At 71.1% G+C, this 26,387-nt stretch carries 29 protein-coding genes; 10 read left to right on the forward strand and 19 right to left on the reverse strand.

Annotated features, from left to right (window positions below; all coding sequences use genetic code 11):
• Positions 1-72: 72 nt before the first annotated feature.
• A complete protein-coding gene (locus tag ACZ7M2_RS17850; protein ID WP_471596067.1) occupies positions 73-570 on the reverse strand; it encodes a CGNR zinc finger domain-containing protein in 498 nt (165 codons plus the stop codon).
• Positions 571-674: 104 nt separating this feature from the next.
• Here ACZ7M2_RS17850 and ACZ7M2_RS17855 point away from each other — a divergent pair, with 104 nt between their 5' ends.
• Positions 675-1,043: a VOC family protein gene (locus ACZ7M2_RS17855; protein WP_471596068.1), complete on the forward strand. Its 369-nt coding sequence runs from the start codon at positions 675-677 to the stop codon at positions 1,041-1,043.
• A gap of 85 nt (positions 1,044-1,128) precedes the next feature.
• Here the strand turns inward: ACZ7M2_RS17855 and ACZ7M2_RS17860 are convergent, their stop codons facing one another.
• Genes ACZ7M2_RS17860 through ACZ7M2_RS17875 form a run of 4 tightly spaced genes read right to left on the reverse strand, consistent with a single transcriptional unit; the run spans position 1,129 to position 4,410 of the window.
• Positions 1,129-1,485: a MerR family transcriptional regulator gene (locus tag ACZ7M2_RS17860; protein WP_471596069.1), complete on the reverse strand. Its 357-nt coding sequence runs from the start codon at positions 1,483-1,485 to the stop codon at positions 1,129-1,131.
• Between the two features lie 14 nt (positions 1,486-1,499).
• Positions 1,500-2,717: a dipeptidase gene (locus ACZ7M2_RS17865; RefSeq protein WP_471596070.1), complete on the reverse strand. Its 1,218-nt coding sequence runs from the start codon at positions 2,715-2,717 to the stop codon at positions 1,500-1,502.
• 5 nt (positions 2,718-2,722) lie between these two features.
• Positions 2,723-3,253 (reverse strand): 5-(carboxyamino)imidazole ribonucleotide mutase, encoded by a 531-nt coding sequence (purE, locus tag ACZ7M2_RS17870; protein WP_075027355.1) that lies wholly within the window; start codon positions 3,251-3,253, stop codon positions 2,723-2,725.
• Complete coding sequence (locus tag ACZ7M2_RS17875; RefSeq protein ID WP_471596071.1) at positions 3,250-4,410, reverse strand: 5-(carboxyamino)imidazole ribonucleotide synthase; 1,161 nt, start codon at positions 4,408-4,410, stop codon at positions 3,250-3,252. The genes purE and ACZ7M2_RS17875 overlap by 4 nt, the downstream gene beginning before the upstream one ends.
• 230 nt (positions 4,411-4,640) lie before the next feature.
• Here ACZ7M2_RS17875 and ACZ7M2_RS17880 point away from each other — a divergent pair, with 230 nt between their 5' ends.
• A complete protein-coding gene (locus tag ACZ7M2_RS17880; protein ID WP_471596072.1) occupies positions 4,641-5,210 on the forward strand; it encodes a GtrA family protein in 570 nt (189 codons plus the stop codon).
• A gap of 24 nt (positions 5,211-5,234) precedes the next feature.
• On the opposite strand, the gene ACZ7M2_RS17885 is transcribed toward ACZ7M2_RS17880, so the two are convergent.
• Complete coding sequence (locus tag ACZ7M2_RS17885) at positions 5,235-6,515, reverse strand: ATP-binding protein (RefSeq protein WP_352044419.1); 1,281 nt, start codon at positions 6,513-6,515, stop codon at positions 5,235-5,237.
• Positions 6,516-6,709: 194 nt separating this feature from the next.
• Positions 6,710-7,387, reverse strand: a complete 678-nt coding sequence (locus ACZ7M2_RS17890) for a response regulator transcription factor (protein ID WP_018566970.1) — start codon at positions 7,385-7,387, stop codon at positions 6,710-6,712.
• 491 nt (positions 7,388-7,878) lie between these two features.
• Between ACZ7M2_RS17890 and ACZ7M2_RS17895 the strand changes: the two genes are divergently transcribed.
• From ACZ7M2_RS17895 to ACZ7M2_RS17905, 3 genes are all read left to right on the forward strand, one after another.
• Positions 7,879-9,375 carry an oligopeptide:H+ symporter gene (locus ACZ7M2_RS17895; RefSeq protein WP_471596073.1) on the forward strand — a complete coding sequence of 499 codons (1,497 nt, stop codon included), beginning with the start codon at positions 7,879-7,881 and terminating at the stop codon, positions 9,373-9,375.
• Positions 9,376-9,475: 100 nt separating this feature from the next.
• Complete coding sequence (locus tag ACZ7M2_RS17900) at positions 9,476-9,739, forward strand: hypothetical protein (RefSeq protein WP_471596074.1); 264 nt, start codon at positions 9,476-9,478, stop codon at positions 9,737-9,739.
• Positions 9,736-10,107, forward strand: coding sequence for a PIN domain-containing protein (locus tag ACZ7M2_RS17905; protein ID WP_471596075.1), 372 nt, complete (start codon positions 9,736-9,738; stop codon positions 10,105-10,107). Before ACZ7M2_RS17900 ends, ACZ7M2_RS17905 begins: the two co-directional genes overlap by 4 nt.
• A gap of 3 nt (positions 10,108-10,110) precedes the next feature.
• Here the strand turns inward: ACZ7M2_RS17905 and ACZ7M2_RS17910 are convergent, their stop codons facing one another.
• Both ACZ7M2_RS17910 and ACZ7M2_RS17915 read right to left on the reverse strand, forming a co-directional pair.
• On the reverse strand, positions 10,111-10,410 hold the full coding sequence (locus ACZ7M2_RS17910) for a DUF397 domain-containing protein (protein WP_471596076.1): 300 nt from the start codon (positions 10,408-10,410) through the stop codon (positions 10,111-10,113).
• A complete protein-coding gene (locus ACZ7M2_RS17915) occupies positions 10,392-11,234 on the reverse strand; it encodes a helix-turn-helix domain-containing protein (protein WP_471596077.1) in 843 nt (280 codons plus the stop codon). Before ACZ7M2_RS17915 ends, ACZ7M2_RS17910 begins: the two co-directional genes overlap by 19 nt.
• Before the next feature lie 188 nt (positions 11,235-11,422).
• Between ACZ7M2_RS17915 and ACZ7M2_RS17920 the strand changes: the two genes are divergently transcribed.
• The 3 genes from ACZ7M2_RS17920 to ACZ7M2_RS17930 are packed head-to-tail and all read left to right on the forward strand — an operon-like array spanning position 11,423 to position 11,924.
• Positions 11,423-11,578, forward strand: a complete 156-nt coding sequence (locus ACZ7M2_RS17920) for a hypothetical protein (RefSeq protein ID WP_351761229.1) — start codon at positions 11,423-11,425, stop codon at positions 11,576-11,578.
• Entirely contained in the window at positions 11,575-11,754 is a 180-nt protein-coding gene (locus ACZ7M2_RS17925) for a hypothetical protein (RefSeq protein WP_471596078.1), read from the forward strand. Before ACZ7M2_RS17920 ends, ACZ7M2_RS17925 begins: the two co-directional genes overlap by 4 nt.
• Positions 11,751-11,924, forward strand: coding sequence for a hypothetical protein (locus tag ACZ7M2_RS17930; protein WP_389600927.1), 174 nt, complete (start codon positions 11,751-11,753; stop codon positions 11,922-11,924). Before ACZ7M2_RS17925 ends, ACZ7M2_RS17930 begins: the two co-directional genes overlap by 4 nt.
• Before the next feature lie 221 nt (positions 11,925-12,145).
• Here the strand turns inward: ACZ7M2_RS17930 and ACZ7M2_RS17935 are convergent, their stop codons facing one another.
• The 6 genes from ACZ7M2_RS17935 to ACZ7M2_RS17960 form a co-directional block, all read right to left on the reverse strand.
• Positions 12,146-13,558 carry a hypothetical protein gene (locus ACZ7M2_RS17935; RefSeq protein WP_471596079.1) on the reverse strand — a complete coding sequence of 471 codons (1,413 nt, stop codon included), beginning with the start codon at positions 13,556-13,558 and terminating at the stop codon, positions 12,146-12,148.
• 17 nt (positions 13,559-13,575) lie between these two features.
• Complete coding sequence (locus tag ACZ7M2_RS17940) at positions 13,576-14,709, reverse strand: hypothetical protein (protein WP_471596514.1); 1,134 nt, start codon at positions 14,707-14,709, stop codon at positions 13,576-13,578.
• Positions 14,710-14,735: 26 nt separating this feature from the next.
• Entirely contained in the window at positions 14,736-15,686 is a 951-nt protein-coding gene (locus ACZ7M2_RS17945; RefSeq protein ID WP_471596080.1) for a COG1470 family protein, read from the reverse strand.
• A 45-nt stretch (positions 15,687-15,731) separates the two neighbouring features.
• On the reverse strand, positions 15,732-16,436 hold the full coding sequence (locus ACZ7M2_RS17950; protein ID WP_471596081.1) for an LPXTG cell wall anchor domain-containing protein: 705 nt from the start codon (positions 16,434-16,436) through the stop codon (positions 15,732-15,734).
• 180 nt (positions 16,437-16,616) lie between these two features.
• Complete coding sequence (locus ACZ7M2_RS17955; protein WP_471596082.1) at positions 16,617-17,132, reverse strand: ATP-binding protein; 516 nt, start codon at positions 17,130-17,132, stop codon at positions 16,617-16,619.
• Between the two features lie 283 nt (positions 17,133-17,415).
• Positions 17,416-17,784: an STAS domain-containing protein gene (locus tag ACZ7M2_RS17960; RefSeq protein ID WP_352044407.1), complete on the reverse strand. Its 369-nt coding sequence runs from the start codon at positions 17,782-17,784 to the stop codon at positions 17,416-17,418.
• Positions 17,785-18,022: 238 nt separating this feature from the next.
• Between ACZ7M2_RS17960 and ACZ7M2_RS17965 the strand changes: the two genes are divergently transcribed.
• Together ACZ7M2_RS17965 and ACZ7M2_RS17970 are read left to right on the forward strand one after the other, a co-directional pair.
• Positions 18,023-18,943, forward strand: coding sequence for an RNA polymerase sigma factor SigF (locus ACZ7M2_RS17965; RefSeq protein WP_388399119.1), 921 nt, complete (start codon positions 18,023-18,025; stop codon positions 18,941-18,943).
• A gap of 258 nt (positions 18,944-19,201) precedes the next feature.
• Positions 19,202-20,725: an RICIN domain-containing protein gene (locus ACZ7M2_RS17970; protein WP_471596083.1), complete on the forward strand. Its 1,524-nt coding sequence runs from the start codon at positions 19,202-19,204 to the stop codon at positions 20,723-20,725.
• 66 nt (positions 20,726-20,791) lie between these two features.
• Here the strand turns inward: ACZ7M2_RS17970 and hutI are convergent, their stop codons facing one another.
• The 4 genes from hutI to hutU are packed head-to-tail and all read right to left on the reverse strand — an operon-like array spanning position 20,792 to position 26,245.
• A complete protein-coding gene (hutI, locus tag ACZ7M2_RS17975; protein WP_471596084.1) occupies positions 20,792-21,979 on the reverse strand; it encodes an imidazolonepropionase in 1,188 nt (395 codons plus the stop codon).
• Between the two features lie 35 nt (positions 21,980-22,014).
• Positions 22,015-23,355, reverse strand: coding sequence for a formimidoylglutamate deiminase (locus ACZ7M2_RS17980; RefSeq protein ID WP_471596515.1), 1,341 nt, complete (start codon positions 23,353-23,355; stop codon positions 22,015-22,017).
• A complete protein-coding gene (locus ACZ7M2_RS17985) occupies positions 23,346-24,575 on the reverse strand; it encodes an allantoate amidohydrolase (RefSeq protein WP_471596085.1) in 1,230 nt (409 codons plus the stop codon). Before ACZ7M2_RS17985 ends, ACZ7M2_RS17980 begins: the two co-directional genes overlap by 10 nt.
• A complete protein-coding gene (gene hutU, locus ACZ7M2_RS17990; RefSeq protein WP_471596086.1) occupies positions 24,572-26,245 on the reverse strand; it encodes a urocanate hydratase in 1,674 nt (557 codons plus the stop codon). Before hutU ends, ACZ7M2_RS17985 begins: the two co-directional genes overlap by 4 nt.
• Positions 26,246-26,387 lie beyond the last annotated feature (142 nt).

A 26,387-nucleotide genomic window follows, 5' to 3' on the forward strand; every position in this document is an offset into this window, starting at 1 on the left:
CCATTCTCCACGCTCCCGGCGACCGGTGCGGCCGGTTGTCCCACTTCTCGCGCCTCCTCGCGTACGGACGGGCTATTTCGCGCGGTAGCGGCGCATCTTCGCGCGCGCCCCGCAGACCGACATCGAGCACCACCGGCCACGGCCCGCCGGGGACCGGTCGTAGTACGCCCAGTGGCAGGTCGGTGCCTCGCAGGCCTTCAGCCGCAGCCAGGTGCCCTCGACGAGCGCGCCCGCGAGGGCCGCCGCGACGCGCGACGCGAGTGCGGCGCCCGCGGGGACGAGCCGTACCGCGCCGTCGTGTTCGTCGACCGTCACATGCAGCGGGGCCCGGGCCAGCAGCTCGCCGAGGGGGGTCACCGCGCGGTGCGCCGGGTGGCCCGCGTGCGCCAGGCAGGCCGCGCGCAACGACTCGCGCAGCTCACGGGCCGCCTCCGCCTCGCCCTCCGCAACTCCGAAGGGCGATCGGCCCTCGGCGGTGTCCAGCGAGTCCGCGCCCGACTCGATGTCCAGGGTGTTCACCAGCGACTGGATCAGCGCCAGACCGCCGGGTGCGGGCACACGGTCATTCATGGTTGCGACGTTACCTCCTATGCGGGAGCATGCAGTAACCGTTACCTCTTGACGATGTCTTGCGGTAACTCGTCGATGTCGTTGATAGCCCATCGGAGGAAGTCATGGCTCTCGCCAAGCTGGGTGTCGTCGTCCTGGACTGTTCCGACCCGCGCGCGCTCGCCGGGTTCTACGCGCAGGTGCTCGGCGGCAGCGTGGAGGAGGACCCCGGGGACAGCTCGTGGGTGGACCTGAAGGTGCCGGGCGGTCAGGCGCTCGCCTTCCAGCACGCGCCCGGCTTCGTCCCGCCGCGGTGGCCCACGCCGGACGGCTCGCAGCAGTTCCACCTGGACCTGGTGGTGGAGGATCTGGACGCGACCGAGAAGGAGGTGCTGGCGCTGGGCGCGAAGCCGCTGGACACCGAGGACCGCTCGCGCACCTGGCGGGTGTACTCCGACCCTGCCGGGCACCCCTTCTGTCTCTGCGCCTGCTGAGGACGAGCGGGAGAGGCGGACGCGGGCAAGGCCGAGGCCAAGGGGGACCGAGGCCAAGGTGGGACCTGGCCGTCCAGTTCGGCGATCAGGTGGGGATGGCGGGAGGCGTCGGCGAGGTCACGGGGGTGGGTGGCGCCGGAGTCGTAGGTGCCGGACAGGCCGACGCACGCGGGGCCAGCCGCCGGGTGGCGATCGCGGAGGGCCGGCCGTCCTGGTCGCGCATGCACGGCAGCGGCTGCCGGATCTTCGTGCGGTGCGGCCCGGCCGCGTACAGCTCCTGGATCCGTACCACCCGGTCGACGGCCGCCTCCGGGTACGCGCGGTGTCCGCCGGGCGTGCGCTCGGACGCCGGCAGCCCCTGGGTCTCGTAGGAGCGCAGCGACCGCTCGCTCGGGACCGGTACCTGATGTACGTGGGCGGGGCGGACGGCTACACCGACCACCCCGCCCTGGACACTCAGGCCCCGTCGCCGTCGAGGGACTCGATCGTCGCGACGGACGGACCGCGGGTGGCCTGAAGACCGCGCGCCACGTCTTCCGCGGCACCCAGCACCCGTACCGCGTTCTGCCAGGTCAGCTTGGCGAGGTCGGTCTTCGACCAGCCGCGGTCCAGCAGCTCGGCGATCAGGTTCGGGTAGCCGGAGACGTCGTCGAGGCCGTCCGGGGTGAACGCCGTACCGTCGTAGTCACCGCCAATGCCGAGGTGGTCGACACCGGCGACCTCGCGCATGTGGTCGAGGTGGTCCGCCACCGTCGACACCGTGGCGACGGGGCGCGGGTAGGACTCCTCGAAGGCACGGTGGACCCTCATGCCGTCGGCGGTGGTGTCGAGGTGGTGGAAGCCGTTCGCGCGCATGTTCTCGTCGGCCGCGGCCGTCCAGTCGACCGCCGCCTGGAGGACGAACTTCGGTACGAACGTCACCATCGCCACTCCCCCGTTGGCGGACAGCCGCTCCAGGACGTCGTCCGGGATGTTGCGCGGGTGGTCGCACACCGCGCGCGAGGACGAGTGGGAGAAGATCACCGGCGCGGAGCTCGTGTCGAGCGCGTCCCGCATGGTCGTCGCCGCGACGTGCGAGAGGTCGACCAGCATGCCCTCGCGGTTCATCTCCCGCACGACCTCGCGGCCGAAGGCCGACAGACCGCCGACGGTGGGCACGTCGGTCGCCGAGTCCGCCCACGCGATGTTGTCGTTGTGGGTCAGGGTCATGTAGCGCACGCCCAGCGCGTACAACCCCCGCAGCACGGCGAGGGAGTTGTCGATGGAGTGGCCGCCCTCCGCGCCCATCAGCGAGGCGATACGGCCCTCGGCGCGCGCCGCCTCCATGTCGGCGGCGGTCAGCGCGGCCCGCAGGTCGGAGGGATGACGGTCGATCAACCGCCGTACGCAGTCGATCTGTTCCAGTGTCGCGGTGACCGCGCCCGGCAGGTCCGAGCGGACGTACACCGACCAGAACTGCGCGCCGACGCCGCCCGCGCGCAGTCGGGCCAGGTCGGTGTGCAGGTGGGCGCTCTGGTCGGCGGCGATGTCGCGGGCACCGAGGTCGTAGCGGACCTGTTCGCGCAGCGCCCAGGGAAGGTCGTTGTGGCCGTCGACGACGGGGAAGTCGGCGAGGAGGGCGCGGGCCTCTTCGAGGGACGCCGTGGACGTGACGGACGACGTGGAGGAGGTCATGGGCGTCACTTCCCGGAGCCGAAGCCGAAGCCGCCGCCCGCGCCCTCGACCTTGGCGCGCAGCCGCTTGCCCTTCTCGGTGGCCTGGTCGTTCAGCTCCTGCTGGAACTCCCGCATGCGGGTGAGGAGTTCCTCGTCGTGCGCGGCGAGCATCCGGGCGGCCAGCAGGCCCGCGTTGCGCGCGCCGCCGACGGAGACGGTCGCGACCGGGACGCCGGCCGGCATCTGCACGATCGACAGCAGCGAGTCCATGCCGTCGAGGTACTTCAGCGGGACCGGCACGCCGATGACGGGCAGCGGGGTCACGGACGCGAGCATGCCGGGCAGATGGGCCGCCCCGCCCGCGCCCGCGATGATCGCCTTGAGCCCGCGCTCCGCGGCCTGCTCGCCGTACGTGATCATCTCGTGCGGCATGCGGTGCGCGGAGACGACATCCACCTCGTAGGGGATCTCGAACTCGTCCAGCGCCTGCGCGGCCGCTTCCATGACGGGCCAGTCGGAGTCCGACCCCATGACAATGCCTACGACGGGGCTCATTCGGTGATCGTGCCTCTCAGGTAACCGGCTGCGTGGCGGGCGCGCTCGAGGACGTCGTCCAGGTCCTCGCCGTAGGTGTTGACGTGGCCGACCTTGCGGCCGGGCTTCACGTCCTTGCCGTACATGTGGATCTTCAGCTGGGGGTCGCGGGCCATGCAGTGCAGGTACGCGGAGTACATGTCCGGGTAGTCGCCGCCCAGGACGTTGACCATGACCGTCCACTTGGCGCGCGGGCGCGGGTCGCCGAGGGGGAGGTCCAGGACCGCGCGGACGTGGTTGGCGAACTGGGAGGTGATCGCGCCGTCCTGGGTCCAGTGGCCCGAGTTGTGGGGGCGCATGGCCAGCTCGTTGACCAGGATGCGGCCGTCAGGGGTCTCGAAGAGCTCGACGGCCAGATGACCGACGACACCGAGTTCCTTGGCGATGCGCAGCGCGAGCTCCTCGGCCTGGAGGGCCAGCTCGTCCGGTATGCCGGGCGCGGGGGCGATCACCGTGTCGCAGACGCCGTTGACCTGCTGGGACTCGACCACGGGGTACGCGACCGCCTGGCCGTGCGGGGAGCGGACGACGTTCGCCGCGAGTTCCCGTACGAAGTCGACCTTCTCCTCGGCGAGGACGGGCACGCCGGCCCGGAAGGGCTCGGCGGCCTCCTCGATCGACCGGACGAACCAGACGCCCTTGCCGTCGTAGCCGCCGCGGACCGTCTTGAGGATGATCGGGAATCCGTCGCCTCCGGCCCCTTCGGCGAGGCCTTCCGCCGCGAACGCGGCCACGTCCTCGACGTCGGTCACGATCCGGTGCCGTGGGCACGGCACGCCGATCGCGTCGAGCTTCGCGCGCATCACGCCCTTGTCCTGGGCGTGCACGAGGGCGTCAGGGCCGGGGCGGACGGGGATGCCGTCCGCCTCCAGGGCGCGCAGATGCTCGGTGGGTACGTGTTCGTGATCGAAGGTGATCACATCGCAGCCCCGCGCGAACTCACGCAGCGTGTCGAGGTCGCGGTAGTCGCCGATGACGACATCGCCGACGACCTGCGCCGCGGAATCCTGAGGGGTGTCACTGAGGAGCTTGAACTTGATGCCGAGCGGGATGCCCGCCTCGTGTGTCATACGAGCGAGCTGGCCCCCGCCGACCATGCCGACTACCGGGAACGTCACGCTGCAAGGGTATCGGTCGCGCCATGGGGGCCGGTTTCCGCGCCTGCGGTCCGGCTGCGATCCCGGCGTGGCCCCGGCTGTGATCCCGGCCGCGGCCGGGGTTTTCCCTCGCTGTGACCCGCTCTTTCCGGTCCCGTGAGACCTCGCACAGGCGCGAGGGCGGCCCGCTGGTTAGAGTGGCTGGGTTGAATTTTTCGACCGATGTCCGATCTACGGGGGCTGGCGACACCATGGGCAGTAAGTCTTCGGGGCTTCACGTACGGCCCCGCAGCGCGGTTCGCCGCCGCTTCGACCAGCTGTTCCGGGAGATCGCGAAGTTCGGGGCGGTCGGCGGAGCGGGGCTCCTCGTCAACCTGGTGACCTTCAACCTGGTGCGCAGCGCGACCGGGCTGCAGGTCGTACGGGCGAGTGTCATCGCCACGATCGTCGCAATCGTCTTCAACTACATCGGGTTCCGCTACTTCACGTACCGGGACCGCGACAGTGGCGGCCGCACCAAGGAGATGGGCCTCTTCGTGCTGTTCAGCGCGGTGGGGCTGGTCATCGAGAACGGTGTGCTGTACGTGGCGACGTACGGGTTCGGCTGGGACAGCCCGCTGCAGAGCAACATCTTCAAGTTCCTCGGCATCGGCATCGCGACGCTGTTCCGGTTCTGGTCGTACCGCACGTGGGTGTTCCGTACGGTCCCGGACGAGGCGCGTGAGGTCCTGGAGAGCGCGGAGGCGATCCTCGACGAGGAGCCGATCCTCGACGAGGAGCCGGAGCCCCGACGGCCCCGGGCACGGGCCCGGGCGAACTGAGCCCCCGGGGGCTGCCCCACGGGGCTATCTGACCGTTCGTTCCTCGTCCTCGTCCACCAGTGGTGGTCTCTTCAGCGGGGTGCGGGAGAGGAACAGGCCGAACACCGGCGGCTGTGCCTGGAGCATCTCCAGACGGCCCCCGTCCGCCTCCGCGAGGTCGCGGGCGACCGCGAGGCCGATGCCCGTGGAGTTGCGCCCGCTGATCGTGCGCTCGAAGATGCGGGCGCCCAGGTCGGTGGGGACACCGGGGCCCTCGTCCGTGACCTCCACGACGGCCTGGTTGCCCGTGACACGGGTGCGCAGGGCGACCGTGCCGCCCCCGTGCATGAGCGAGTTCTCGATGAGCGCGGCCAGCACCTGGGCGACCGCGCCCGGGGTGCCTACGGCCTGCAGATGCCGCTTGCCCGAACTGACGATGGCGCGGCCCGCGCTGCGGTAGGCCGGGCGCCACTCCTCCAGCTGCTGCTTGATGACCTCGTCGAGGTCGAAGGTGACGGCGGAGCCGGTACGGGGGTCGCGGGCGTTGGTGAGCAGCCGCTCCACCACGTCGGTGAGGCGCTCGACCTGGGTCAGGGCGATCGTCGCCTCCTCCTTCACGTTGTCCGGGTCATCCGTGAGGGTGATTTCCTCCAGACGCATGGAGAGGGCCGTCAGCGGCGTACGGAGCTGGTGGGAGGCGTCCGCGGCGAGGCGGCGCTCGGCGGTGAGCATCCGCGCGATCCGCTCCGCGCTGCCGTCCAGGACGTCGGCGACCCGGTCCAGCTCCGGGACGCCGTAGCGCTTGTGGCGCGGGCGGGGGTCGCCGGAGCCGAGCCGCTCCGCGGTCTCCGCGAGGTCGGTGAGCGGGGAGGCGAGACGGTTGGCCTGCCGTACGGCCAGCAGGACCGCGGCGACGATCGCGAGCAGCGCGACCAAGGCGATGATCAGGAGGGTGCGGCCGACCTCGCGCGTCACGGCCGAGCGGGGCTCCTGGACGGTGACCGTCTCGCCCTCCTCGCCCTTGGCCGTGGAGTGGATGACGTCACCGCTGGGCTGGAGGCCGAGCTCGACGGGGGCCTGGCCGGGGATGCGGATCACGGCGTACCGGTCCTCCGCGACCTGGTTCTTGAGGATCTCCGCGTTGATGTGCTCGTCGCCGAGGATGCGGCTGTCGACGATGCTGGCCAGGCGCAGGGCCTCGGAGTCCACGCGTTCCTGGGCACTGTTGCTGATCGTGCGGGTCTCGACGATCACGAGGGACACGCCGAAGACGGCGATCACGACGAGCACGACGGCGAGCGTGGACTGGATGAGACGGCGACGCACGGGGTCCTCCGGGCGAGTGACTGTACGTGGACCAGTGTGCCTTGACGCTGCGCTCGGCTGGGACAGGGGAGGCGCTCGGGTAGCCCGGGGTTCTCTTTGGCTGCGGGCCGGTGGGGGCTGGGCGCGCAGTTCCCCGCGCCCCTCAAGGCGGGGCTTCGCCCCAGGCCCCGCTCCCACTTCCGCCCCTTGGGGCCTCAGCTCTTTTCGAAGCGGAAGCCGACTCCTCGTACCGTCGCGATGTAGCGGGGGTTCGCCGCGTCGTCGCCGAGCTTCTTGCGGAGCCAGGAGATGTGCATGTCGAGGGTCTTGGTGGACGACCACCACGTGGTGTCCCAGACCTCGCGCATCAGCTGATCACGCGTGACGACCCGGCCGGCATCGCGGACGAGGACCCGCAGAAGGTCGAACTCCTTCGCCGTGAGCTGGAGTTCCTCGTCGCCCATCCAGGCCCGGTGCGACTCGACGTCGATGCGCACCCCGTGCGTGGCGGGCGGCTGCTGCGGCTCAGCGGCGCCGCGCCGCAGGAGGGCCCGGACACGGGCGAGCAGTTCGGCAAGGCGGAAGGGCTTGGTGACGTAGTCGTCGGCGCCCGCGTCGAGACCGACGACGGTGTCCACCTCGTCGGCGCGCGCGGTCAGGATGAGGATGGGGACGGTGTGGCCTTCGGCACGGAGTCGGCGGGCCACTTCGAGGCCGTCCATACCGGGCAGGCCCAGGTCCAGGACGACCAGGTCGACGCCGCCCTGCATTCCGGCGTCGAGCGCGGTGGGTCCGTCCTCGCGCACTTCGACCTCGTAACCCTCCCGGCGCAGGGCGCGGGCCAATGGCTCCGAGATGGACGCGTCGTCCTCGGCGAGCAGTACACGGGTCATGGGGTGATGGTAGTCCGCCGCGGACAGCGCCTGTGGTGTGATCGCCAACCGTAATTCTTACCTGGGGCTGTACGGTTTCCCGCCTGCGGCTGTGGGAAGCGATCTTGCCTGACACCTTCGAATAGGTATCCGTGGTTCCATTATTACCTGTGATCCATCTCTCAAGTCCTTCCATATGCCACATTGAGATGTCGTATGGTGACCAGACGCCTGTAGCACCACTAGGGGACCTTTGGCGCGTACTTGCCGCTGAAGGTCTCTTTCATGTGCGGGCTGGTGTTCGCCAGCCTTGAAAGGAATGACCTGTGGCCGGGCCCCAGCGCATCAATGCGCGAGGGGCGTGGATCCCGGTGGTCGCCGTCCGCCGCTTCGCAATCCGGAGCGGACTCCCCGTGGGCGTGGGGAAGGACGGTCGAATCCCGCCGGTGCCGGCCGCCCCCCACCGGGCGCGTAACGCTCAAGCAGCGCGTCCCGACCAGCAAGGAACGACCATGGCGTCCAGCCTGACGAAGGACTCGGTGACTCCGGGCACCCCCGGTTCCGAGAGGACCTTCTTCGGCCACCCCCGCGGACTGGCCACTCTCTTCATGACCGAGATGTGGGAGCGATTCTCCTACTACGGCATGAAGGCTCTGCTCCCGCTGTACCTGGTGGCACCGGGCGGCCTGCACCTGAGCGCGGCCACCGCGACCGCGATCTACTCGGTGTACCTGTCGCTGGTGTACCTGCTCGCCCTGCCGGGCGGCTGGTTCGCCGACCGTGTCCTCGGCCCCCGTAAGACGGTCGCCGTCGCGGGCGTCATCATCATGCTGGGCCACCTCACGCTGGCCCTGCCGTCGTCCGGCACGTTCTACGGCGGCCTCGGGCTCGTCGCGATCGGTTCCGGTCTGCTGAAGGCCAACATCTCCACGATGGTCGGTCACCTCTACAACGGTCCGGACGACCCGCGCCGTGACGGTGGCTTCACGCTCTTCTACATCGGCATCAATGTCGGCGCCTTCGCCGCTCCGCTGGTCATCGGCACCGTCGGCGAGAACGTCAACTGGCACCTGGGCTTCGCGCTCGCCGCGCTCGGTATGGCGCTGGGTCTGGCCCAGTACCTGCTCGGCGGCCGTCACCTGAACCCGCGCTCGCACGAGGTCCCCACGCCGCTGTCGGCCGAGGAGAAGGCCGCGACGCTGCGCAAGTCCGCGCTGTGGGCGGCCGTCGCGGTGGTCTTCTACTGCGTCGTCGGCTTCTCGGGTCACTACACCCTGAACTGGCTGCTGGTCCCGATCACCATCGCCGGTCTGGTCATCCCGGTCCTGGTCATCGCCCGGATCAAGCGGGACAAGGACCTCGACCGCGCCGAGCAGTCGAAGATGTCCGCGTACATCTGGTTCTTCGTCGCCGCGGCCGTCTTCTGGATGATCTACGACCAGGGCGGCTCGACCATGTCGATCTTCGCCGACTCCTCCGCCGAGAACACGATCTTCGGCTGGGAGTTCCCGGTCTCCTGGTACCAGTCCGTCAACCCGGTCATGATCATGGCGCTCGCGCCGGTGTTCGCCTGGGCGTGGCTGGCGCTGAACAAGCGCGGCAAGGAGCCGAGCACGGCCACCAAGTTCGCGTCGGGTCTGATCCTGATCGGTGCCTCGTTCTTCCTGTTCCTGGCTCCGCTGACGATCGCCGAGGGCGGTCACAAGGCGGCCGCAATGTGGCTGGTCGCGATCTACTTCGTGCAGACCGTCGGTGAGCTGACGCTCTCCCCGGTCGGCCTCTCCGTCACCACGAAGATGGCTCCCGCGAAGTACGCCTCCCAGATGATGGGCGTCTGGTTCCTGGCCGTCACCGCCGGTGACGCCACGACGGGTCTGCTGTCCATCGCCAATGTCGACCTCAACAAGACGGGCATCGTCGCCCTGGAGGCCACGCTCGCCGTGATCGCCGGTGTCGCGGTGTGGATGTACCGCAAGAAGGTCAAGGTCCTCATGGGCGACGTCCACTGACGTAGGTCCAGGGCTTACTGGAGGGCCGCCGCATCCTTTGGGGTGCGGCGGCCCTTCGGGTTTTCCCCACACCACCGGTATTCACTTGTATTCTGCCGCTATGAGTGACACCACGATCAAGATCAGCGAGTCGATAAGGGACCGTCTGCGCACACTCGCGGAGGAGCGCGGTCTGAGTACGCGCGCCTATGTCGAGCGTGTGGTCGCCGCGACGCCCACGGAGGCCGAGCGCGCCGAGCGCACGGCCCGGGCCATCGCGTACGTCCGGGCCAATCTGCGGGAGGACTTCACCGAGGCCGACGTTCGCGAGGCGCAGGAATGGCGTGCCGCGATCACGTCGGGGCACCTGGGGGAACGCCGGTGATCATCCTGGACCACACGGCGGTGCTCGCACTGTGCCGCGGTCACCGGCTGTTGTCCGGCCTGGCCGTCGTCGAGGTGGACGACCCAGGCCAACGGGCGCACATCCCGGCGTTGTGCCTGGTGGCCGCGAGCCTCCAACTGCCGGGCGCTGCCGCACACCTCGGCGCGCTGCCCGGCCTGGAGTTCCTGCCCCTCGACTTCGCCGGCGCCGCGACGGTCGAGCATGCGGCGTCCGCCGGCCTGGAGTGGGCCTACGGGCATGCCGTCCACGCGGCGGCCACCGGTGCCGTCGAGGGGCAGGTACTGACAGCGACACCCGAGGCCTACAACGGCACGGGCGTGTGGGCCGTCGACATCGGCAAGCCCTGAGCCTCAGGCGCCGGGCAGCTCGTCACGTCGTACGGCCGTGACGAAGGACGCCCAGGCCGCCGCCGGGAGTATGAGGGCGGGCCCGTGGGGGTTCTTGGAGTCGCGGACGGGCACGAGCGGGGTGGGGGTGGGGAGGTTGTCGACGACTTCGAGACACTCGCCGCCGTCCGAATTGCTGTAGCTGCTCTTGCGCCAGGTGGCAGCGGCCAGCAGGTCGTCGGAGACCTCGACACACGCACCGCCGTCCGGATTGCTGTAGCTGCTCTTGCGCCATGTCACGGCTGTCAGGTCGACGGATCGCATGGTGCTTCCTCCAGCATCTGCCCGATGAACTTCCGCGACTCGGCCGGGGACAGCGCCAGGTCGCGCAGCGAATCGTATGCGAGCTGCAGCCGCCCGACCGAGCTTGATTCCTCGATGAGTTCACCCCGGTAAGCGGTCTCCGTGTAGGCCACGGTACGCCCGTCGTGCATCCGCAGGAACATCACGTGTGTGCCGTCCAGGCTGCACGGCCCAGCGCTGAACGGCAGTACCTGGAGGGTGATGTTCGGACGCTCGGCGGCCTCCAGCAGGTACTCCAGTTGCTCGCGCCATGTCTCCGTGTCCCGCAGCGTCATGCGCAGCACCGCCTCGTACAGGATGGTTCGGAAACTCGGTCCCCCGTCTCTGGTCAGCAACTCGGTGCGGCCGAGCCGCGCTTCAACCTGCTGGAACAGCTGCTCTCCCCGGATGTCCCCCACCGCGAGCACCTCGGTCGCGTATCCCCTGGTCTGGAGCATGCCCGGGACCCTCGTGACCCCGAAGTGCCACAGGCTCACCGCCTCCGCCTCCAGCAGCATGTACCTGCGGTACTGCTCCTTGAACTGCGTCGGATCGCCCACCGCCAGCTCCCACAACGCCAACAGCAACCCCGGCGTCCCGTAATGCCGGTCCAGCGCCTGGGCCACCTCGGGGCTCCCCAGGGTGTGCCCGGTCTCCAGCTTCCCGAGTGTCGACCAGTCCCAGCCCAGTCGCTCCGCGAGCTGACGCAGGCTGACGCCGCTCCGCTCACGTAACTCCCTCACCTCCTCGGCGAATCGCCTGCGCGGCTCCTGGCTGCGGCTCGTCACCGTCCGTCTCTGCGGCATCCCGTCCTCCCCCTCCGGCGGCTGTGGAATTTGTGGAATTTGGAGTGCCCGGTGTGGAACCAGCGCCCTTCCACGGCATTTCCGCCCTGCTCACGCGGCATGCTCGTACTGCCTGAACACGCACCGTAATTCACCCGGTGCGCTCCGCACAGGCATGTCCGTGACCACGCGACCAAGGAGTGAGCCCCATGACCACCACGACCCTCCCCCGACTCCCCCGCCGCACCCGTACCCGTACCCACGGCACCGCCTCCTCCCCCTGGACCCCGCCCGGCGGCTGGGCGCGTCCGACCCCCGCGGCGCTGCGGGCGATCGAGGCGGCGCTCGCGCAGTGGTCGGCATGACGGCGCGTACGGCGGTGGCGGCGCCCGGGCCCCCGTACAGCGGCGGCTGCGACGTGTGCGCGGCGCTGCTGGCACAGCGGACGGCCGCGAAGGAGGCGGGCCGCATGGGCGAAGTCGCCGAATGCGACCGGGAGTTGCGGGCGCACGGCAGACACGGAGAGGGGCGTACGCCATGACCGGGCCGACGTACGACGTGAGCCGCTCCCCCGTTCCCGTCGACGGTTGCGAGGCCTGCCGGGAGTTCGCCGCACGGCGCCACGCGGCGCGCGCGGTGTTCGACCACAGCGCGGTGAGCGACGCGAACGTGCGGATGCGGGCGCATCTGCGGCGGGAGCACGGCGGGTGAGGAGGAGACGGCGGACCCCGCTCGACGACGCGTTCTGGAGCGGGGTCCTCACGCTGTTCAGCATGTCCGTGCTGCTTGCGGTGCTCTTCGTCGGGATACGGCCCTGAACGCGTGCCTCCGATGGGAAGCCGGTCCAGCCTCGTGCCGTGCCCCGACGCTAAACCCGCACCCCGGGGTCCAGGTCAAGCGGACCTCGGGGTGCGGACGGTGCGAGGGGGGCGTCAGCGCACGCGGCGGTGCGGCAGGAAGGTGAAGACCGCTCCGCCGAGCAGGATCGCCGTGCCGGCCACGAAGCCGAGTGCCCGAAGCTCGCCGTGGTCGTTCGAGCCGGTCGCGGCCAGGCCTCCGCCGGACGAGGACGAGGACGACCCGGAGGACGAGGACGACCCGGAGGACGATCCGGAGCCCGACGTCGTCGCGCCGGAGACGCCGCCCGCCTGCTTCTGGACGTCAAGTTCCAGTGAGACAGCGGTCTTTGTCGCCTTGCAGGGAATCGTGATCGGGTCGGATCCGGCACTCAGCGTCACGACGATCGTCAGATCACCTGGGCTGAGCGTGGCCTTGCCGTCCGCTCCGGGCTTGTACGTGCCCGTCATGTCGCCGAGCGAGACCGGGTCGCCCGTGTTGAGGGCGTCCTTGTTGGCAGGGCCCTCGACCTTGAGCGAGCCGCTGTCGTCGCCGCCGACCGTGATCACCATGGAGGGCTTCAGCGCGCCCGCGGGCAGCGGGGCGGGGCTGTTCATCACGCCCTTGGCGGTTTTCACCGTGAGGTCGTAACTCCCGCCGTTCTTCTTGGCGTTGATCGTCGCCGAAGAGTCGATCTTGGCGGGGCCGGGCGAGGTGCAGGCGAAGGACGTGGTCACGGTCTTGCCGGCGAAGTCGGTCTGACCGTCACCGCCGCCGGAGGTCGAACCACCGGACGTCGTGCCACCGGATGTCGTGCCACCGGACGTCGTGCCACCACCGGTCGTGGATCCACCGGTCGTGGATCCACCCGAAGTCGTGCCGCCGGTGTCACCGCCGGTCGCCGTGCCTCCGGAGGTGGTCGTCCCGCCGGAGGTCGAGCCGCCCGAGGTCGTCGAACCGCCCTCGGCGGCCGTCACCTTGATGGTGGCCGCGGCCGGCACCGCCTCCTGGGGCGTGCACTTGGTGTCCGTCGAGTAGGCGGTGATGGTGTACGCGTCCGGGGTCAACGTGACGTCACCCGCCTGCGTCAGCTTGACCTTGCCCGTCATGTCGGACAGCACCATGTCGCCGCCCTTGGGAATCTCCGGGTTCTTCTGCGGCCCCTCCATCGCGATGTCCGCGGTCTGCGCGCCGGACGCCTTGAGAGTGCCCGTGGGCTTGACCGAGTCCTTCGGCAGGACGATGAGGTCCGGATTCTTGGACGCCGCCTGGACGAACTTCCACACGACCTGGATCTCGTCGCCCACCTTCGCCGTCGCCGGTGCGGTGATCTCCACCTTGGTAGTGCCCTCGACGGGGCCCAGGCCGGAGGCCGCGGGCGGTATGCACTCCGTCTTGTACGACACCTCCGCGGCCTGCGCCGGGACCGCAGCCACTCCCAACAGAATGCCCGCGCCGCCGAGCATCAGCGCGATCCCGGCCGCGCTCGTTCTGCGGCCTCCGGACACAACTCTCCGTCGCCTGTTCACGTGTTCCCCTTCGTCGTCGGACCGGTGTCGTGCGGTGCGGAGAGCTGACCGTTCGCCGCGGTCCCCGGAACGTTGTCCGGCGTGAACCACGGCAGGGACGGGTTCGTAGCGGTGCCGGCCGGCACGGATGTGGCCGCGGACGCGCTCGCTCCGGGCACCCGGGGCGGGCTCGCCTTGGCCATGCGGAACGGGGCCGGCCTCGGCACCCGGGAGACGAGTTCGGGCAGGCCCAGACTCCGATGCCGTCCCGCCCTCCCCGCCCGCCCCGCCGACCTGCGCGGGCGCACCCGGTCCACCACGGCCATCCCGACCCGGAAGACCGCGGCCGGCACCACCACGGCGAGCAGGATCCAGAAGAGGGTCACCCCCCAGGGACGGCCCACCCCCCAGGGCTGCTCGGCGAGGACCTTGCCGCCGTAGCGCAGCGAGACCGTGTAGTCGCCGTGCGCCCCGGCCGCGAGCTCGACCGGCAGCTTGATCTGCGCCTTCTTGCCGGGTGCGATCGTGCCGCGCCAGTCCTGTTCCTCCCACTGCGGCGCGAACACGCCGTGGGAGGTGCCGATCTGGAACACGGGGTCCTTGACGGCGGCGGTGCCGGTGTTGCCGACCGTGAAGACGAGTTGGCGGGAGGGCGGCGCGCCGAACCAGGTCAGCAGCCCGCTCGACCCGTCGAGGCGGGTGTCGGTGAGCACCGAGAGCCGCCCCCCGCCCACCTCCTTCGGCAGTGGTTCGACCGAGTGCCCGGCGACCATGAAGATCGCGTCGGCCTCCGCCTTCTCCCCCGTGACCGTTGCGACGTGCACCACGCACGGACATGGCGCGGGCGGCTCGGTGACCGGCAGTTCCTTGCTGAAGTGGCCCTGCGCGTCGGTGGTGACGGCCCGGCCGTCGGCGTTGGCGCAGGAGTTGGTGCCGCCGATCACCCCCCGGGACGGCACGGCCTGCCCGCAGATCAGCATCATCAGCAGGGTCTTCGGCCGCCATCCGTTGCCGGTCACGGTGATCGAACCGCCCGTCCCCGCCTCGGACTTGGACAGGCTCACGCCGGGTTTCCCGGCCGCGGACGCCGGGGACACCGCTCCCGCCAGCGGGGCCAGGACGAGCGCGAGCGCCGCCACCAGCGCCGACATCCGCGCCTTGCCGCTCAGGACACCGCTCACGACACCGCTCCCGTCCACTCGACTTCCGTACGCGGCCGTTCACTCGTCCCGCCGCCCGTCGTGCGACGCCTGTGACGTCGTACGCCCCACCACGCACCCAGCGCCGCGAGCGCCGCCCCGGCGGTGGCCGCGAGCGCGCCCCACGGCACGAACCGCACCGAAGCGGACGCCGTGGCGCGTGCCCCGCCCGCCGCCGTCACCGTCAGCCGTACGTCGACCGCGTCCAGTGCCGGGGGGTCGCGCCAGGGCTCGGTGAGCGTGACGCGACGGCCGGGCAGGAGGTCGAGGGGCAGGGTGCGCGGGGCACGGTCCAGGGCCCGGCCGAGAACGCCGTCGGCGCGGACCGCGAGTTTCGGGGTGAGCACGGTGTTGCCGCGGTTGACCAGCTCGTACGAGATGCGCCCGCCGTGCACGGCGACGTGCTCGACGGTGAGCGCCGACACCGCGGGGCCGCCGACCCGCAGCTGGACCCGGACCGCCGAGGACCGGCCGCCGGCGCCCGCCACGACCGCGCCGGGGTGGTCGCCGGGCGTCGCGCCCGCCGGGACGCTCACGGTGAACGGCACGTCGGCCCGTGTGTGCGCGGGCACCCGCAGCGAAAGCGTGCGGACCGGGACCCGGCGGCCGCCCCGGTCTCCCGCGAAGGCGATCCATGCGCCCGTGTCCGTGGACTTCCCGGCGGCGCGCACGGTGAGGTCGCCGTCCGCGGTGTTGTCGGCGTCCGCGCCGCGCAGCCGCACGGTCACGGGCCGTGCGCCCGGGTTGAGCACGGACACGGAGTCCTGCAGCACCGTGCCGGGCGCGCCCTCCGCGTAGACGTACGGCCGCCCGCCCGGCGCGCTCGCGGACGGCGCGAGGGACCAGCCGTCGTCGGCGGCGGCCACCGGGGCGGCGGCGGCCGACAGCAGCACGGCGACGGCACAGCGGAGGACGGGGGCGTACGGCATCGGCGGCTCCTGCTGGTCGTACGGTCGTACGGGGGCGCGGCGCCCTCAGCGGCGGGTCGTCTGGTGCCTGCGGGTCAGCCACAGCGTGCCCGCCGCGCCCGCGAGCAGCACCGTGCCGCCGAACGTGCCGAGGGCGATCGCCGAGTCGGCGGGGCCGGTCTGCGGGAGCTGGCCACCGGAGTCGGTGCCGGTCGAGCCCGTCGAACCGCCGGAGCTGCTGGATCCGCCGCCCGCCGCCGTGACATCGAGAGTCAGCGAAGGGCCGGGGTTGTTCGTGGGGGTGCAGGTGGTCGTCGTGCCGAGCGCCTTGATCGTGAGCACGCCCGCGGTGAAGGTGACCTTGCCGGTCTTCTCCGGCGTGTAGGTACCCGACAGGTCACTGATTTTGATGGGGGTGTTGGCGGGGATCGCGGCCGCGTTGGCGGGGCCGCTCACGGCCACCGTGCCGCTGTCCGCGCCGCCCACCTTGATCACGGCGCTCGGGCTCATCGCGCCCTTGCCGAGCTCCACCGGGCTGGAGGAGACGCCCTTCTGCCAGGACATGGTGAGCTTGTAGGCGCTGCCGCTCTTGACACTCTTGATGTCGATGGGCGAGACGGCGCTTTTGTCGCCGATCGGCGTCTTGCACTGGTAGTTGACGTTCACCACGCTGGCCTCGGCGACGGGGGCGGCCATCAGCACCGCCGAGCCGGCCAGGGCCGCGGCGAACGCGAGCGCGGCGGTTCGTTTCTGGTACGTCCGGTACGACACCTCGGGGCCTCATTCCTGACGGAACATCAGATCGGCCGTCAAGGTACGCCCGGTCCCTTGTGGAGGGAAGACAAAGTGCGCGCCGGATCCGAGGAGATCCGGCGCGCGTTCGGCAACGTACGAAGAAGGGTTCGAACCGCGGGTAACCCAAGGTCGGAGTCGCACCCGGGATCGGGTGGGCTACGCGGGCGCCCCGAGTTCCGCCCACACCGTCTTGCCCGTGACCCCCGGAGTGCGCACGACTCCCCAGTCCAGACACAGCCGCTGCACGATGAACATGCCGTGACCGCCGGGGCGGCCGGCGCGGTGCGGGGTGCGCGGGGCGGGCTGGCCCGCGCCATGGTCGGAGACCTCGACGCGCAGCACCTTGTTGTCGCAGGCGATCCGGAGCTCGTCCGGGCCCTCGGCATGCAGGCAGGCGTTGGTGACGAGTTCGGAGACGACCAGCAGGACGTCCTCGGCGGCGGCCCGCTGGTCGGCGCTCGCGGCGGGCAGCCAGCCCCACGCGTGCAGCGCCTGGCGGGCGAAGTCGCGGGCCAGCGGCACGACGCCGCTCTCGCCGTCGAAGCTCAGTCTGCGGGCCTGACGCCCCCCGGACGGAACGGCCAGGCCGCCGCCCCCAGGCGCCCCGGAAGCGCCGCCGTCGCCCGACTCCGGGCCGCGGTCGCCCGGCGGGTAAGGCCGGGTGGTGCTCATCAGCGCTTCACCTCACCGATTCACCAGTTCACGATTCAAGACTCAGTACTCAGCATGTGGTACGCGCCGCGGGTGCTTCCGCACTCAGGGCGTTCCGGACGAATATCTACGACGATCACCTACGACGTTCCCACCGATTGTTGCCGACATAGTCAGGATGTCTCCTGCCCGACCGATCCGCCGGAACACCCCCTTTATGCGACGGGGATCGTGTGACGCGGGCGATGCCGCGATCGCAGGGGGCACTCCGGAGCATGCCGAGGCGGGGCCCCGACCGCCCCGGCTAGTCGGCCAGGGCCGCATCGAGGGTCTCGTGGACGGTGAAGACGGCGTCGGCCCCGGTGATCTCGAAGACCCGGGCCACCACCGGCAACATCCCCGCCAGGTGGACTCCGCCCCCTGCGGCATCCGCCTTCAGCCGGGCGCCGAGCAGCACGTTCAGCCCGGTGGAGTCGCAGAACTCCAGTCGCGAGCAGTCCACGACCAGGCGCGAGTGACCCTTGTCAAGGCAGTCCTCGAGTGGCTCACGCAACAATTCAGCCGTGTGGTGATCCAACTCACCCGCGGGGGTCACGACGGCGCTTGAGCCCTCTTCCCGCACCTCGACTAGAAGCCGGCCCGACTGTGCGCTGCCGACCGTCTGGCGGTCCATGCCGTCTCTCTCCCGAGCGTCGCGAGTGCTGATGTACGCACTCGAACACTACGCCTTCCTTACGATCCCCGACACCCGAACAACCCCCTGAAAATGGACATTTCGCCATGCAACGCACTTGCGGGCGACGCGCGAAAGCGGGTAGGGCTAGTAACGACACCTATTCGACACGGCCGGCTTCGGAGGCGCCGCACACCGCAGTGCACGCATTGGCATCGGCGGCCATATGCCGAGAACGATGGAGGACACCATGTCACCCCGGCTCGACGCATCGCAGACCCAGACGGCGACGTCGACACCTTCTCTGGAACGCCCGGAGCGTCTCGACGAAACCGGAACCAGCGGACTCGACGGACTCGACGGACTTCCCGAGATCCCCCCGTACGACGAGGTGGGACCGGTGGACGCACGGGCCCTGTCCAAGACCCTCTTCGAGCGGCTGGAGTCCCTCGAGGAAGGCACCCACGACTACTCGTACGTGCGCAACACGCTCGTCGAGCTCAACCTCGCGCTGGTCAAGTTCGCCGCCTCCCGCTTCCGCTCCCGCAGCGAGCCGATGGAGGACATCATCCAGGTCGGCACGATCGGCCTGATCAAGGCGATCGACCGCTTCGAACTGAGCCGCGGCGTCGAGTTCCCCACGTTCGCGATGCCGACCATCATCGGCGAGATCAAGCGCTTCTTCCGCGACACCTCCTGGTCCGTGCGCGTACCGCGCCGACTGCAGGAACTCCGTCTCGACCTGGCCAAGGCGGGCGACGAACTCGCCCAGCAGCTCGACCGGGCGCCCACGGTGGGCGAGTTGGCGGAGCGCCTGGGCATCACCAACGACGAGGTCGTCGAGGGCATGGCCGCCTCGAACGCCTACACGGCCAGTTCGCTGGACGCCCAGCCCGAGGAGGACGACTCCGAAGGCGCGCTCGCGGACCGCATCGGCTACGAGGACCACGGCCTCGAGGGCATCGAGTACGTGGAGTCCCTCAAGCCCCTGATCGCCGAGCTCCCCTCGCGCGACCGGCAGATCCTCTCGCTGCGCTTCGTCGCCAACATGACCCAGTCCGAGATCGGTGACGAGCTCGGGATCTCGCAGATGCATGTGTCGCGGCTGCTGTCGCGGACGCTGGTGCGACTGCGGAAGGGACTGACGGTCGAGGAGTGACGGTCGAGGAGTGACGATGGGGGAGCGACGCTCCCCGCCCCTCCACTGAATGCGGCCCGGCGCCATCGGCGCCGGGCCGCATTGTCCATCGACGGTCGACGGTCGACGGTCGACCGTCGACCGTCGACATATCGAACTGTTACCCGAAGAAACCTCTCCCCTCTCTCGCCCTCTTTCCTCAAACCTCTTTCCTCAAAGGGCCACTCTCGTCACGATGGTCACTCCAAACTGGCTGGTACGTCAGGACGAGGACGAGTGATGAGCGAAGGCAGCGGAGTCCACGCGGGCGCGTCCGACACGCGGCTCACCGAACTGCTGAGCGCCGACACCCCCAGCGCGTATCCGGCCCTCCAGGAACTCCGCGAGCGGCACCGCCCGTCCGTCCTCGCCTACGCCCGCCTGTGCACCCGCAGCGAGTCGGCCGCAGGACAGCTCGCTGCACAGGCGTTCACCCTGGCGGCCCAGGAGACGGCGCGCGGCTCGAACCCGAGCGTCCCCTGGCGCCACCGGCTCCTGCTGCTGGCGGGGCAGGTGGCCGCCTCGTGGGCGAGGGACGAACGGGCCGCGGGCCTCGACCCCGGTCTGCTCCTCGTGCTGAGCACGGCGGGCCCCGGCGGGCCCGTGCCGCCCATGCTCGCCCCGTTCCAGTCCCTCCCGTCCCGCACCCAGGGCCTGCTCTGGTACGCGGTCGTGGAAGAGGAACCCGCCGACCGGGCGGCCGTCCTGCTCGGCCTCACCCGTGAGGACGTGACGTACGGCGCGCAGCCCGCGCTGCACGCCCTGGGCCAGGCCTGTCTGAAGTTCCGGCTCGCCGGCTCCGACGACCCGCGCTGCGGGGACTTCCGGCGGCTGATCGAGGAGTCGCTACGGCCGGACAACCCCCGTTCCAGCCCCGATCTGCACGCCCACATGGCGCACTGCGCGCACTGCACGACGGCGTACGAGGAGCTGTCCGCCCTGCGCGACCATCCGCACACCGCGCTGGCCGAGGGGCTGCTGCCGTGGGCGGGCACGGCGTACGTCATGAGCGAGGCGGGCGAACCCCGGCCCGGCGTCCCCGCCTCGTCGGGGCCCTGGCCGCCGTCCCGCCGTTTCGTCCTCACCTCGGCGGCGGCCCTCGGCGTCGCCCTGGTGCCGCTGCTGTTCGTCGTGCTGTCGTCGGGCGGCTCGCCGTCCCAGAACACGGCGGGCTCGGTCACCACCCCGTCGAGCGTGCCGCAGGTGACGGTGACGGCGACCGTCTCGGCGACCCCCTCGCCCCCGGCCCCGCTGCCCTCCGCGACCAGCGAGTCCCCTTCCCCGACGCGGAGCCCGAGCCCCTCCCCCTCGAGACCGGCCAGTCCGACGCCGTCCCCCACGCCCACCCCGACCTACCCGCCGGGCAGCAGCTACGCCCAGGTCGTGAACCTCGCCTCGGGCCTGTGCCTGGACATCCGCGACGGCGATCTGACGCAGGGCACGGACGTCGTCACGGCCCCCTGCACCTCGGCCCGCACCCAGCGGTGGCGGGTCGACTCCGGCCGCGGCGTCCTGCAGTCGTACGCCGACTCCGACCTCTGTCTCGACAGCCGCGGCTCCATCGACAACGGCGTCGGGATCTGGGACTGCGGCTCGATCGACGGCAGCCACGGCCAGAACCTGAGGTTCACCGTGGACGACGACGGCGTGATCCGCCCGTCCATCGCCGTCGAGACCGCGGTCACCCCGAGCGGCGGCGACGGCCTGTCCCTGCTGCCGCTCGACGGGGGCACGAGTCAGCGGTGGCGGGCGGGGGCCTCGTGACGCAGGCGCCGTGACCCCGGCGCCGTGACCCCGGCCTCGCCTGGCCTCGGACTCGTGACCCCGGTGTCAGATCTCGCGTGCGCCGCGCCGCCAGACGCCGGTGACCAGCGGTACACCCGGCCGGTAGGCGAGGTGGACGTGGCTGGGCGCGTCCAGGAGGACGAGGTCGGCGCGGGCGCCGACGGTGAGGCGGCCGATGTCCGTGCGGCGCAGGGCCGCCGCGCCGCCCGCCGTGGCCGACCAGACCGCCTCGTCCGGGGTCATCCCCATGTCCCGTACCGCCAGCGCGATGCAGAACGGGACGGAGGAGGTGAAGGACGAGCCCGGGTTGCAGTCGGTGGAGAGCGCGACGGTCACGCCCGCGTCCAGGAGGCGGCGGGCGTCCGGCCACTCGGCGCGGGTGGAGAACTCGGCGCCGGGGAGCAGGGTCGCGACCGTGCGGCCGTTCGCCAGGGCCTCGACGTCCGCGTCCGTGAGGTGGGTGCAGTGGTCGGCGCTCGCCGCGTCGAGTTCGACGGCGAGCTGGACGCCGGGGCCGTACGAGAGCTGGTTGGCGTGGACGCGCGGGTGCAGGCCCTTCGCCTTGCCCGCGGTGAGGATCGCGCGGGCCTGGTCGCCGTCGAAGGCGCCCTTCTCGCAGAAGACGTCGATCCAACGGGCGTACGGGGCACAGGCGTCGAGCATCTCGCCGGTCACCAGGGCCACGTACGCGGCCGGGTCGTCGGCGTAGTCCGGGGAGACGATGTGCGCGCCGAGGTAGGTGACCTCGTCGGTGTGTGCCGCCGCGATGCGCAGGGCGCGGGCCTCGTCCTCGACGGTGAGGCCGTAGCCCGACTTGGTCTCGAAGGTGGTGGTGCCCTGGCGCAGGGCCTCGTGGAGGTAGTGCGTGAGGTTGCGCTCCAGGTCCTCGTCACTGGCGGCGCGGGTGGCGGCGACGGTGGTGCGGATGCCGCCCGCCGTATAGCCGCGGCCCGACATGCGGGCGTTGAACTCCTGGGTGCGGTCGCCCGCGAAGACGAGGTGCGAGTGGGAGTCCACGAAGCCCGGAATCACGGCCCGGCCACCGGCGTCGACCCGGTTGTCAGTGGCGGGTGCTTTTCTTGAGTCACCGGTCCACGCGATGCGGTCGCCTTCGATGACGACGGCCGCGTCCTGGATCAGACCGAGCGGGGAGCCGTCACCCAGGGAGGGATCGTTGGTGACCAGACTGGCGATGTTGGTGATGACGGTGGTCGTGCCGGTGGTGCTGCTCATGGCGTCCTCGTGGGGGCGGAGTTCGGCGGTCGTCTCTAGGCGCGCAGGGCTTCGACTGCCTGCGCGAGTGCCTGCGGCACATCGGGAACGAGGGCGTGCGCCCCGTCGCGTACGACATGCCGGCCGCCCACGACCGTGTGCCGTACGTCGGCCGCCGTCGCCGCGAATACGGCCGTCTCGGCGCCCAGGCGCGGCACCGGTCCCGCTGTTCTGACCGAGTCGAGGGCGATCGTCGTGAAGTCGGCGAGCGCGCCCGCCTCGAGGCTGCCCGCGTCCTGCCAGCCGAGGGCCGCGTGGCCGTCGGCGGAGGCGGCGCGCAGCAGGGCGGCCGCCGTCCAGTGACCGCGGGTGCGGGTGCGCAGGCGCTCGTTCAGCTCCATCGCGCGGGCCTCTTCGAGGAGGTCGATGACGGCGTGGCTGTCGGAGCCGAGGGAGAGGGGCGAGCCGGCTCGCTGGAGGGCGACGGCGGGGCCGATGCCGTCCGCCAGGTCCCGTTCCGTCGTCGGGCACATGCAGGTGCCCGTCCGGGAGTCGCCCAGCAGCGCGATGTCCTCGTCCGTGAGGTGCGTGTTGTGGACGCCGGTCGTGCGGGGGCCGAGCACGCCGTGGTCGGCGAGGAGCCGCGTCGGGGTGCACCCGTGGGCGGCCCGGCAGGCGTCGTTCTCCGCCGTCTGCTCCGACAGATGCACGTGCAGCGGGGCCTGCCGCTCCTCGGCCCAGCGCGCGACCGTCGCCAGCTGTCCGGCGGGCACGGCCCGTACGGAGTGGATGGCGGCACCGATCCGTGCGTGATCACGGTCCTTGAGAAGTGAAGAGCGTTCCGCCCAGGCCTCCGCGCTGCCGTCGGAGAAGCGGAGCTGGTGGTGGTTGGGCGGCTGTCCGAAGCCGGAGGACACGTATGCCGTGTCGAGGAGGGTGATCCGGATGCCGGCCTCGTCCGCGGCCGCGACGAGCGCCTCGCCCATCGCGTTCGGGTCGGCGTACGGGGTGCCGCCGGGGGCGTGGTGCACGTAGTGGAACTCGCCGACGGCTGTGACGCCCGCGAGCGCCATCTCCGCGTACACGGTGCGGGCGAGCGCGTGGTAGGTGTCCGGGGTCAGCCTGTCCGCGAAGGAGTACATGATCTCGCGCCAGGTCCAGAAGGTGCCGGAGCCGACCTGGACGGTGCCGCGCAGGGCGCGGTGGAAGGCGTGCGAGTGGGCGTTGGCGAGGCCGGGGAGGGTGAGTCCGCGGAGGATCTCGGCGCCGGGGGGCGGGGTGGCGGTGTTCTCGCGGACGGCGGTGATCCGCCCGTCCGTCACGTCCAGGGCCACGCCCGGCTCGACGTGGGTGTCGAGCCAGGCGTGTTCAAGCCAGTACGTCTGCGTCACCTGCAGGCCAGCCCTTCGAGTACGTCGGCGAGTGCGGTCACCCCGGCCACGCAGTCGTCCTCGGCGGCGTACTCGGCCGGGGAGTGCGAGACACCCGTGGGGTTGCGTACGAACAGCATGGCGGTCGGGACGGTCCCGGAGAGAATTCCGGCGTCGTGTCCGGCGCCCGTGCCCAGGACGGGAACCGTGAGTCCCGCGGCCTCTTCCCCGTCCTTGCCCAGGATGCGGGCGAGCTCGTCGCGCAGGGCGTGCTCGAACTCGACGACGGGGGTGAACGACTCACGGACGACGTCGAGTTCGACGCCCTGGGCCTCCGCGTACTCGCGGGCGGCCTTCTCGACGCCGGTGACGACCGTGTCGAGGGTCGCCTGGTCGGCGGCGCGGGAGTCGAGCCAGCCGCGCACGAGGGAGGGGATGGCGTTCACGCCGTTCGGCTCGACGGAGATCTTGCCGAAGGTGGCGACGGCACCGGCGAGCTGGGCCTCCCGGCGGGCGGCGAGCACGGTCTCGGCGTACGACAGCATCGGGTCGCGGCGGTCGACGAGCCGGGTGGTGCCCGCGTGGTTGGCCTCGCCCCGGAAGTCGAAGCGCCAGCGGCCGTGCGGCCAGATGGCGCTGGCGATGCCGACCTGGTCGCCACTGAGGTCGAGGGCGCGGCCCTGCTCGACGTGCAGTTCGACGAAGGCTCCGATGCGGGCGAGGCGCTCGGGGTCGGGACCGATGGTGTCGGGGTCGTATCCGGCGCGCTCCATGGCCTGCGGGAGCGTGATGCCGTCGCCGTCGGTCAGCCGGTGCGCCTGCTCGACGGTGAGTTGTCCGGCGGCCAGCCGGGAGCCGACGCAGGCGAGTCCGAAGCGGGCGCCCTCCTCGTCGCCGAAGTTGACGAGGGCGAGGGGACGGGTGAGCTCGGCCTTCCTGGCGCGCAGTTCGTCCAGGGCGGCGAAGGACGACACGACGCCGAGGGGCCCGTCGAAGGCCCCGCCGTCGGGCACGGAGTCCAGATGGGACCCGGTGACGACGGCGTCGCCCTCGGCGGGGTCGCCGAGCCAGGCCCACTGGTTGCCGTTGCGGTCCAGCTCGTAGCGCAGCCCGCGGGACTCGGCCTGGGCCCGGAACCAGGCCCGGCAGTCGGCGTCGGCCCCGGTCCAGGCGAAGCGGCGGTAGCCGCCGGAGGCGGAACTGCGGCCGATCGGCAGCAGCTCCGCCCACATGCTGTGGAAGGTCACGCGGCGCCGCCCTCGTCGCCCTCGCGCATCGGGATGCGCACACCGCGCTCCTGGGCAACGGACTCGGCGATGTCGTACCCGGCGTCGACGTGGCGGATGACGCCCATGCCGGGGTCGTTGGTGAGCACGCGGCGGATCTTCTCGCCGGCCAGCTTGGTGCCGTCGGCGACGGACACCTGGCCGGCGTGGATGGAGCGGCCCATGCCGACGCCGCCGCCGTGGTGGATGGAGACCCAGGAGGCGCCGGAGGCGACGTTCACCATGGCGTTGAGCAGCGGCCAGTCGGCGATCGCGTCGGAGCCGTCGAGCATGGCCTCGGTCTCGCGGTACGGGGAGGCGACGGAGCCGCAGTCGAGGTGGTCGCGGCCGATGGCCAGGGGCGCGGCGAGCTCGCCGGACGCCACCATGTCGTTGAAGCGCTCGCCGGCCTTGTCGCGCTCGCCGTAGCCGAGCCAGCAGATACGGGCGGGCAGGCCCTGGAAGTGGACGCGCTCGCCGGCCAGCTTGATCCAGCGGTGCAGGGACTCGTTCTCCGGGAAGAGGTCGAGGATCGCCTTGTCGGTCTTGGCGATGTCGGACGCCTCGCCGGAGAGGGCCGCCCAGCGGAAGGGGCCCTTGCCCTCGGAGAACAGGGGGCGGATGTAGGCGGGGACGAAGCCGGGGAAGGCGAACGCCCGCTCGTACCCGGCGAGCTGGGCCTCGCCGCGGATCGAGTTGCCGTAGTCGAAGACCTCGGCGCCGGCGTCCATGAAGCCGACCATCGCCTCGACGTGCTTGGCCATGGACTCACGGGCGCGGGTGGTGAAGCCCGCCGGGTCCTTGGCGGCCGCGTCGGCCATGTCGTCGAAGTCGATGCCGACGGGGAGGTAGGCCAGCGGGTCGTGGGCCGAGGTCTGGTCGGTCACGATGTCGATGGGGGCGCTCTCGGCGAGCATGCGGGGCAGCAGCTCGGCGGCGTTGCCCAGGAGGCCGATGGAGAGCGGCTTGCGCTGGTCGCGGGCCTCGACGGCGAGCTGGAGGGCGTGCTCCAGGGAGTCGGCCCGCACGTCCAGGTAGCGGTGCTCGATGCGGCGCTCGATGGCGCGCGGGTCGACGTCGATACAGATCGCGACGCCGTCGTTCATCGTCACGGCGAGCGGCTGGGCGCCGCCCATGCCGCCGAGGCCCGCGGTCAGGGTGATGGTGCCCGCGAGCGTGCCGTTGAACTTCTTGGCGGCGACGGCGGCGAAGGTCTCGTAGGTGCCCTGGAGGATGCCCTGGGTGCCGATGTAGATCCAGGAGCCGGCGGTCATCTGGCCGTACATGGTGAGGCCGAGGGCCTCCAGACGGCGGAACTCCTCCCAGTTGGCCCAGTCGCCGACCAGGTTGGAGTTGGCGATGAGGACGCGCGGGGCCCACTCGTGGGTCTGCATGACACCGACGGGGCGGCCGGACTGGACGAGCATCGTCTCGTCCTGCTTGAGGGTCCGCAGCGTGCGGACCATGGCGTCGAAGGAGCGCCAGTCACGGGCGGCCTTGCCGGTGCCGCCGTAGACGACGAGCTTGTCGGGGTGCTCGGCGACCTCGGGGTCGAGGTTGTTCTGCAGCATCCGCAGGGCGGCTTCCTGCTGCCATCCCAGGGCACTCAGTTCCGTACCGCGCGGCGCTCGGACGGGGCGGGGTCCTGACATGGTCTGCCTCCTAGCGGACTGTTGCAGTAGATATTCACATCCTGGCTTCTTGAATAGAGCTAGTCAATAGATGAGTGGACCAGCGGGGGCGTGGCGCGGGTGTTTGGCTGGGATGTATGGGCACAGACAGGGACACGACGGA

Source organism: Streptomyces sp. NPDC111507 (genome assembly GCF_055638955.1).

What these genes read in the sequence shown, in the direction of transcription:
- ACZ7M2_RS17920 (WP_351761229.1), top strand. Translation starts at nt 11,423, where the DNA reads ATGACCACCACGACCCTCCCCCGACTCCCCCGCCGCACCCGTACCCGT.
- ACZ7M2_RS17925 (WP_471596078.1), top strand. Translation starts at nt 11,575, where the DNA reads ATGACGGCGCGTACGGCGGTGGCGGCGCCCGGGCCCCCGTACAGCGGC.
- ACZ7M2_RS17850 (WP_471596067.1), bottom strand. Translation starts at nt 570, where the DNA reads ATGAATGACCGTGTGCCCGCACCCGGCGGTCTGGCGCTGATCCAGTCG.
- hutI (WP_471596084.1), bottom strand. Translation starts at nt 21,979, where the DNA reads ATGAGCAGCACCACCGGCACGACCACCGTCATCACCAACATCGCCAGT.
- ACZ7M2_RS17900 (WP_471596074.1), top strand. Translation starts at nt 9,476, where the DNA reads ATGAGTGACACCACGATCAAGATCAGCGAGTCGATAAGGGACCGTCTG.
- ACZ7M2_RS17880 (WP_471596072.1), top strand. Translation starts at nt 4,641, where the DNA reads ATGGGCAGTAAGTCTTCGGGGCTTCACGTACGGCCCCGCAGCGCGGTT.
- ACZ7M2_RS17970 (WP_471596083.1), top strand. Translation starts at nt 19,202, where the DNA reads ATGAGCGAAGGCAGCGGAGTCCACGCGGGCGCGTCCGACACGCGGCTC.
- ACZ7M2_RS17895 (WP_471596073.1), top strand. Translation starts at nt 7,879, where the DNA reads ATGGCGTCCAGCCTGACGAAGGACTCGGTGACTCCGGGCACCCCCGGT.
- ACZ7M2_RS17960 (WP_352044407.1), bottom strand. Translation starts at nt 17,784, where the DNA reads ATGGACCGCCAGACGGTCGGCAGCGCACAGTCGGGCCGGCTTCTAGTC.
- ACZ7M2_RS17915 (WP_471596077.1), bottom strand. Translation starts at nt 11,234, where the DNA reads ATGCCGCAGAGACGGACGGTGACGAGCCGCAGCCAGGAGCCGCGCAGG.
- ACZ7M2_RS17890 (WP_018566970.1), bottom strand. Translation starts at nt 7,387, where the DNA reads ATGACCCGTGTACTGCTCGCCGAGGACGACGCGTCCATCTCGGAGCCA.
- ACZ7M2_RS17955 (WP_471596082.1), bottom strand. Translation starts at nt 17,132, where the DNA reads ATGAGCACCACCCGGCCTTACCCGCCGGGCGACCGCGGCCCGGAGTCG.
- hutU (WP_471596086.1), bottom strand. Translation starts at nt 26,245, where the DNA reads ATGTCAGGACCCCGCCCCGTCCGAGCGCCGCGCGGTACGGAACTGAGT.
- purE (WP_075027355.1), bottom strand. Translation starts at nt 3,253, where the DNA reads ATGAGCCCCGTCGTAGGCATTGTCATGGGGTCGGACTCCGACTGGCCC.
- ACZ7M2_RS17855 (WP_471596068.1), top strand. Translation starts at nt 675, where the DNA reads ATGGCTCTCGCCAAGCTGGGTGTCGTCGTCCTGGACTGTTCCGACCCG.
- ACZ7M2_RS17865 (WP_471596070.1), bottom strand. Translation starts at nt 2,717, where the DNA reads ATGACCTCCTCCACGTCGTCCGTCACGTCCACGGCGTCCCTCGAAGAG.
- ACZ7M2_RS17945 (WP_471596080.1), bottom strand. Translation starts at nt 15,686, where the DNA reads ATGCCGTACGCCCCCGTCCTCCGCTGTGCCGTCGCCGTGCTGCTGTCG.
- ACZ7M2_RS17965 (WP_388399119.1), top strand. Translation starts at nt 18,023, where the DNA reads ATGGAGGACACCATGTCACCCCGGCTCGACGCATCGCAGACCCAGACG.
- ACZ7M2_RS17930 (WP_389600927.1), top strand. Translation starts at nt 11,751, where the DNA reads ATGACCGGGCCGACGTACGACGTGAGCCGCTCCCCCGTTCCCGTCGAC.
- ACZ7M2_RS17910 (WP_471596076.1), bottom strand. Translation starts at nt 10,410, where the DNA reads ATGCGATCCGTCGACCTGACAGCCGTGACATGGCGCAAGAGCAGCTAC.
- ACZ7M2_RS17940 (WP_471596514.1), bottom strand. Translation starts at nt 14,709, where the DNA reads ATGTCGGCGCTGGTGGCGGCGCTCGCGCTCGTCCTGGCCCCGCTGGCG.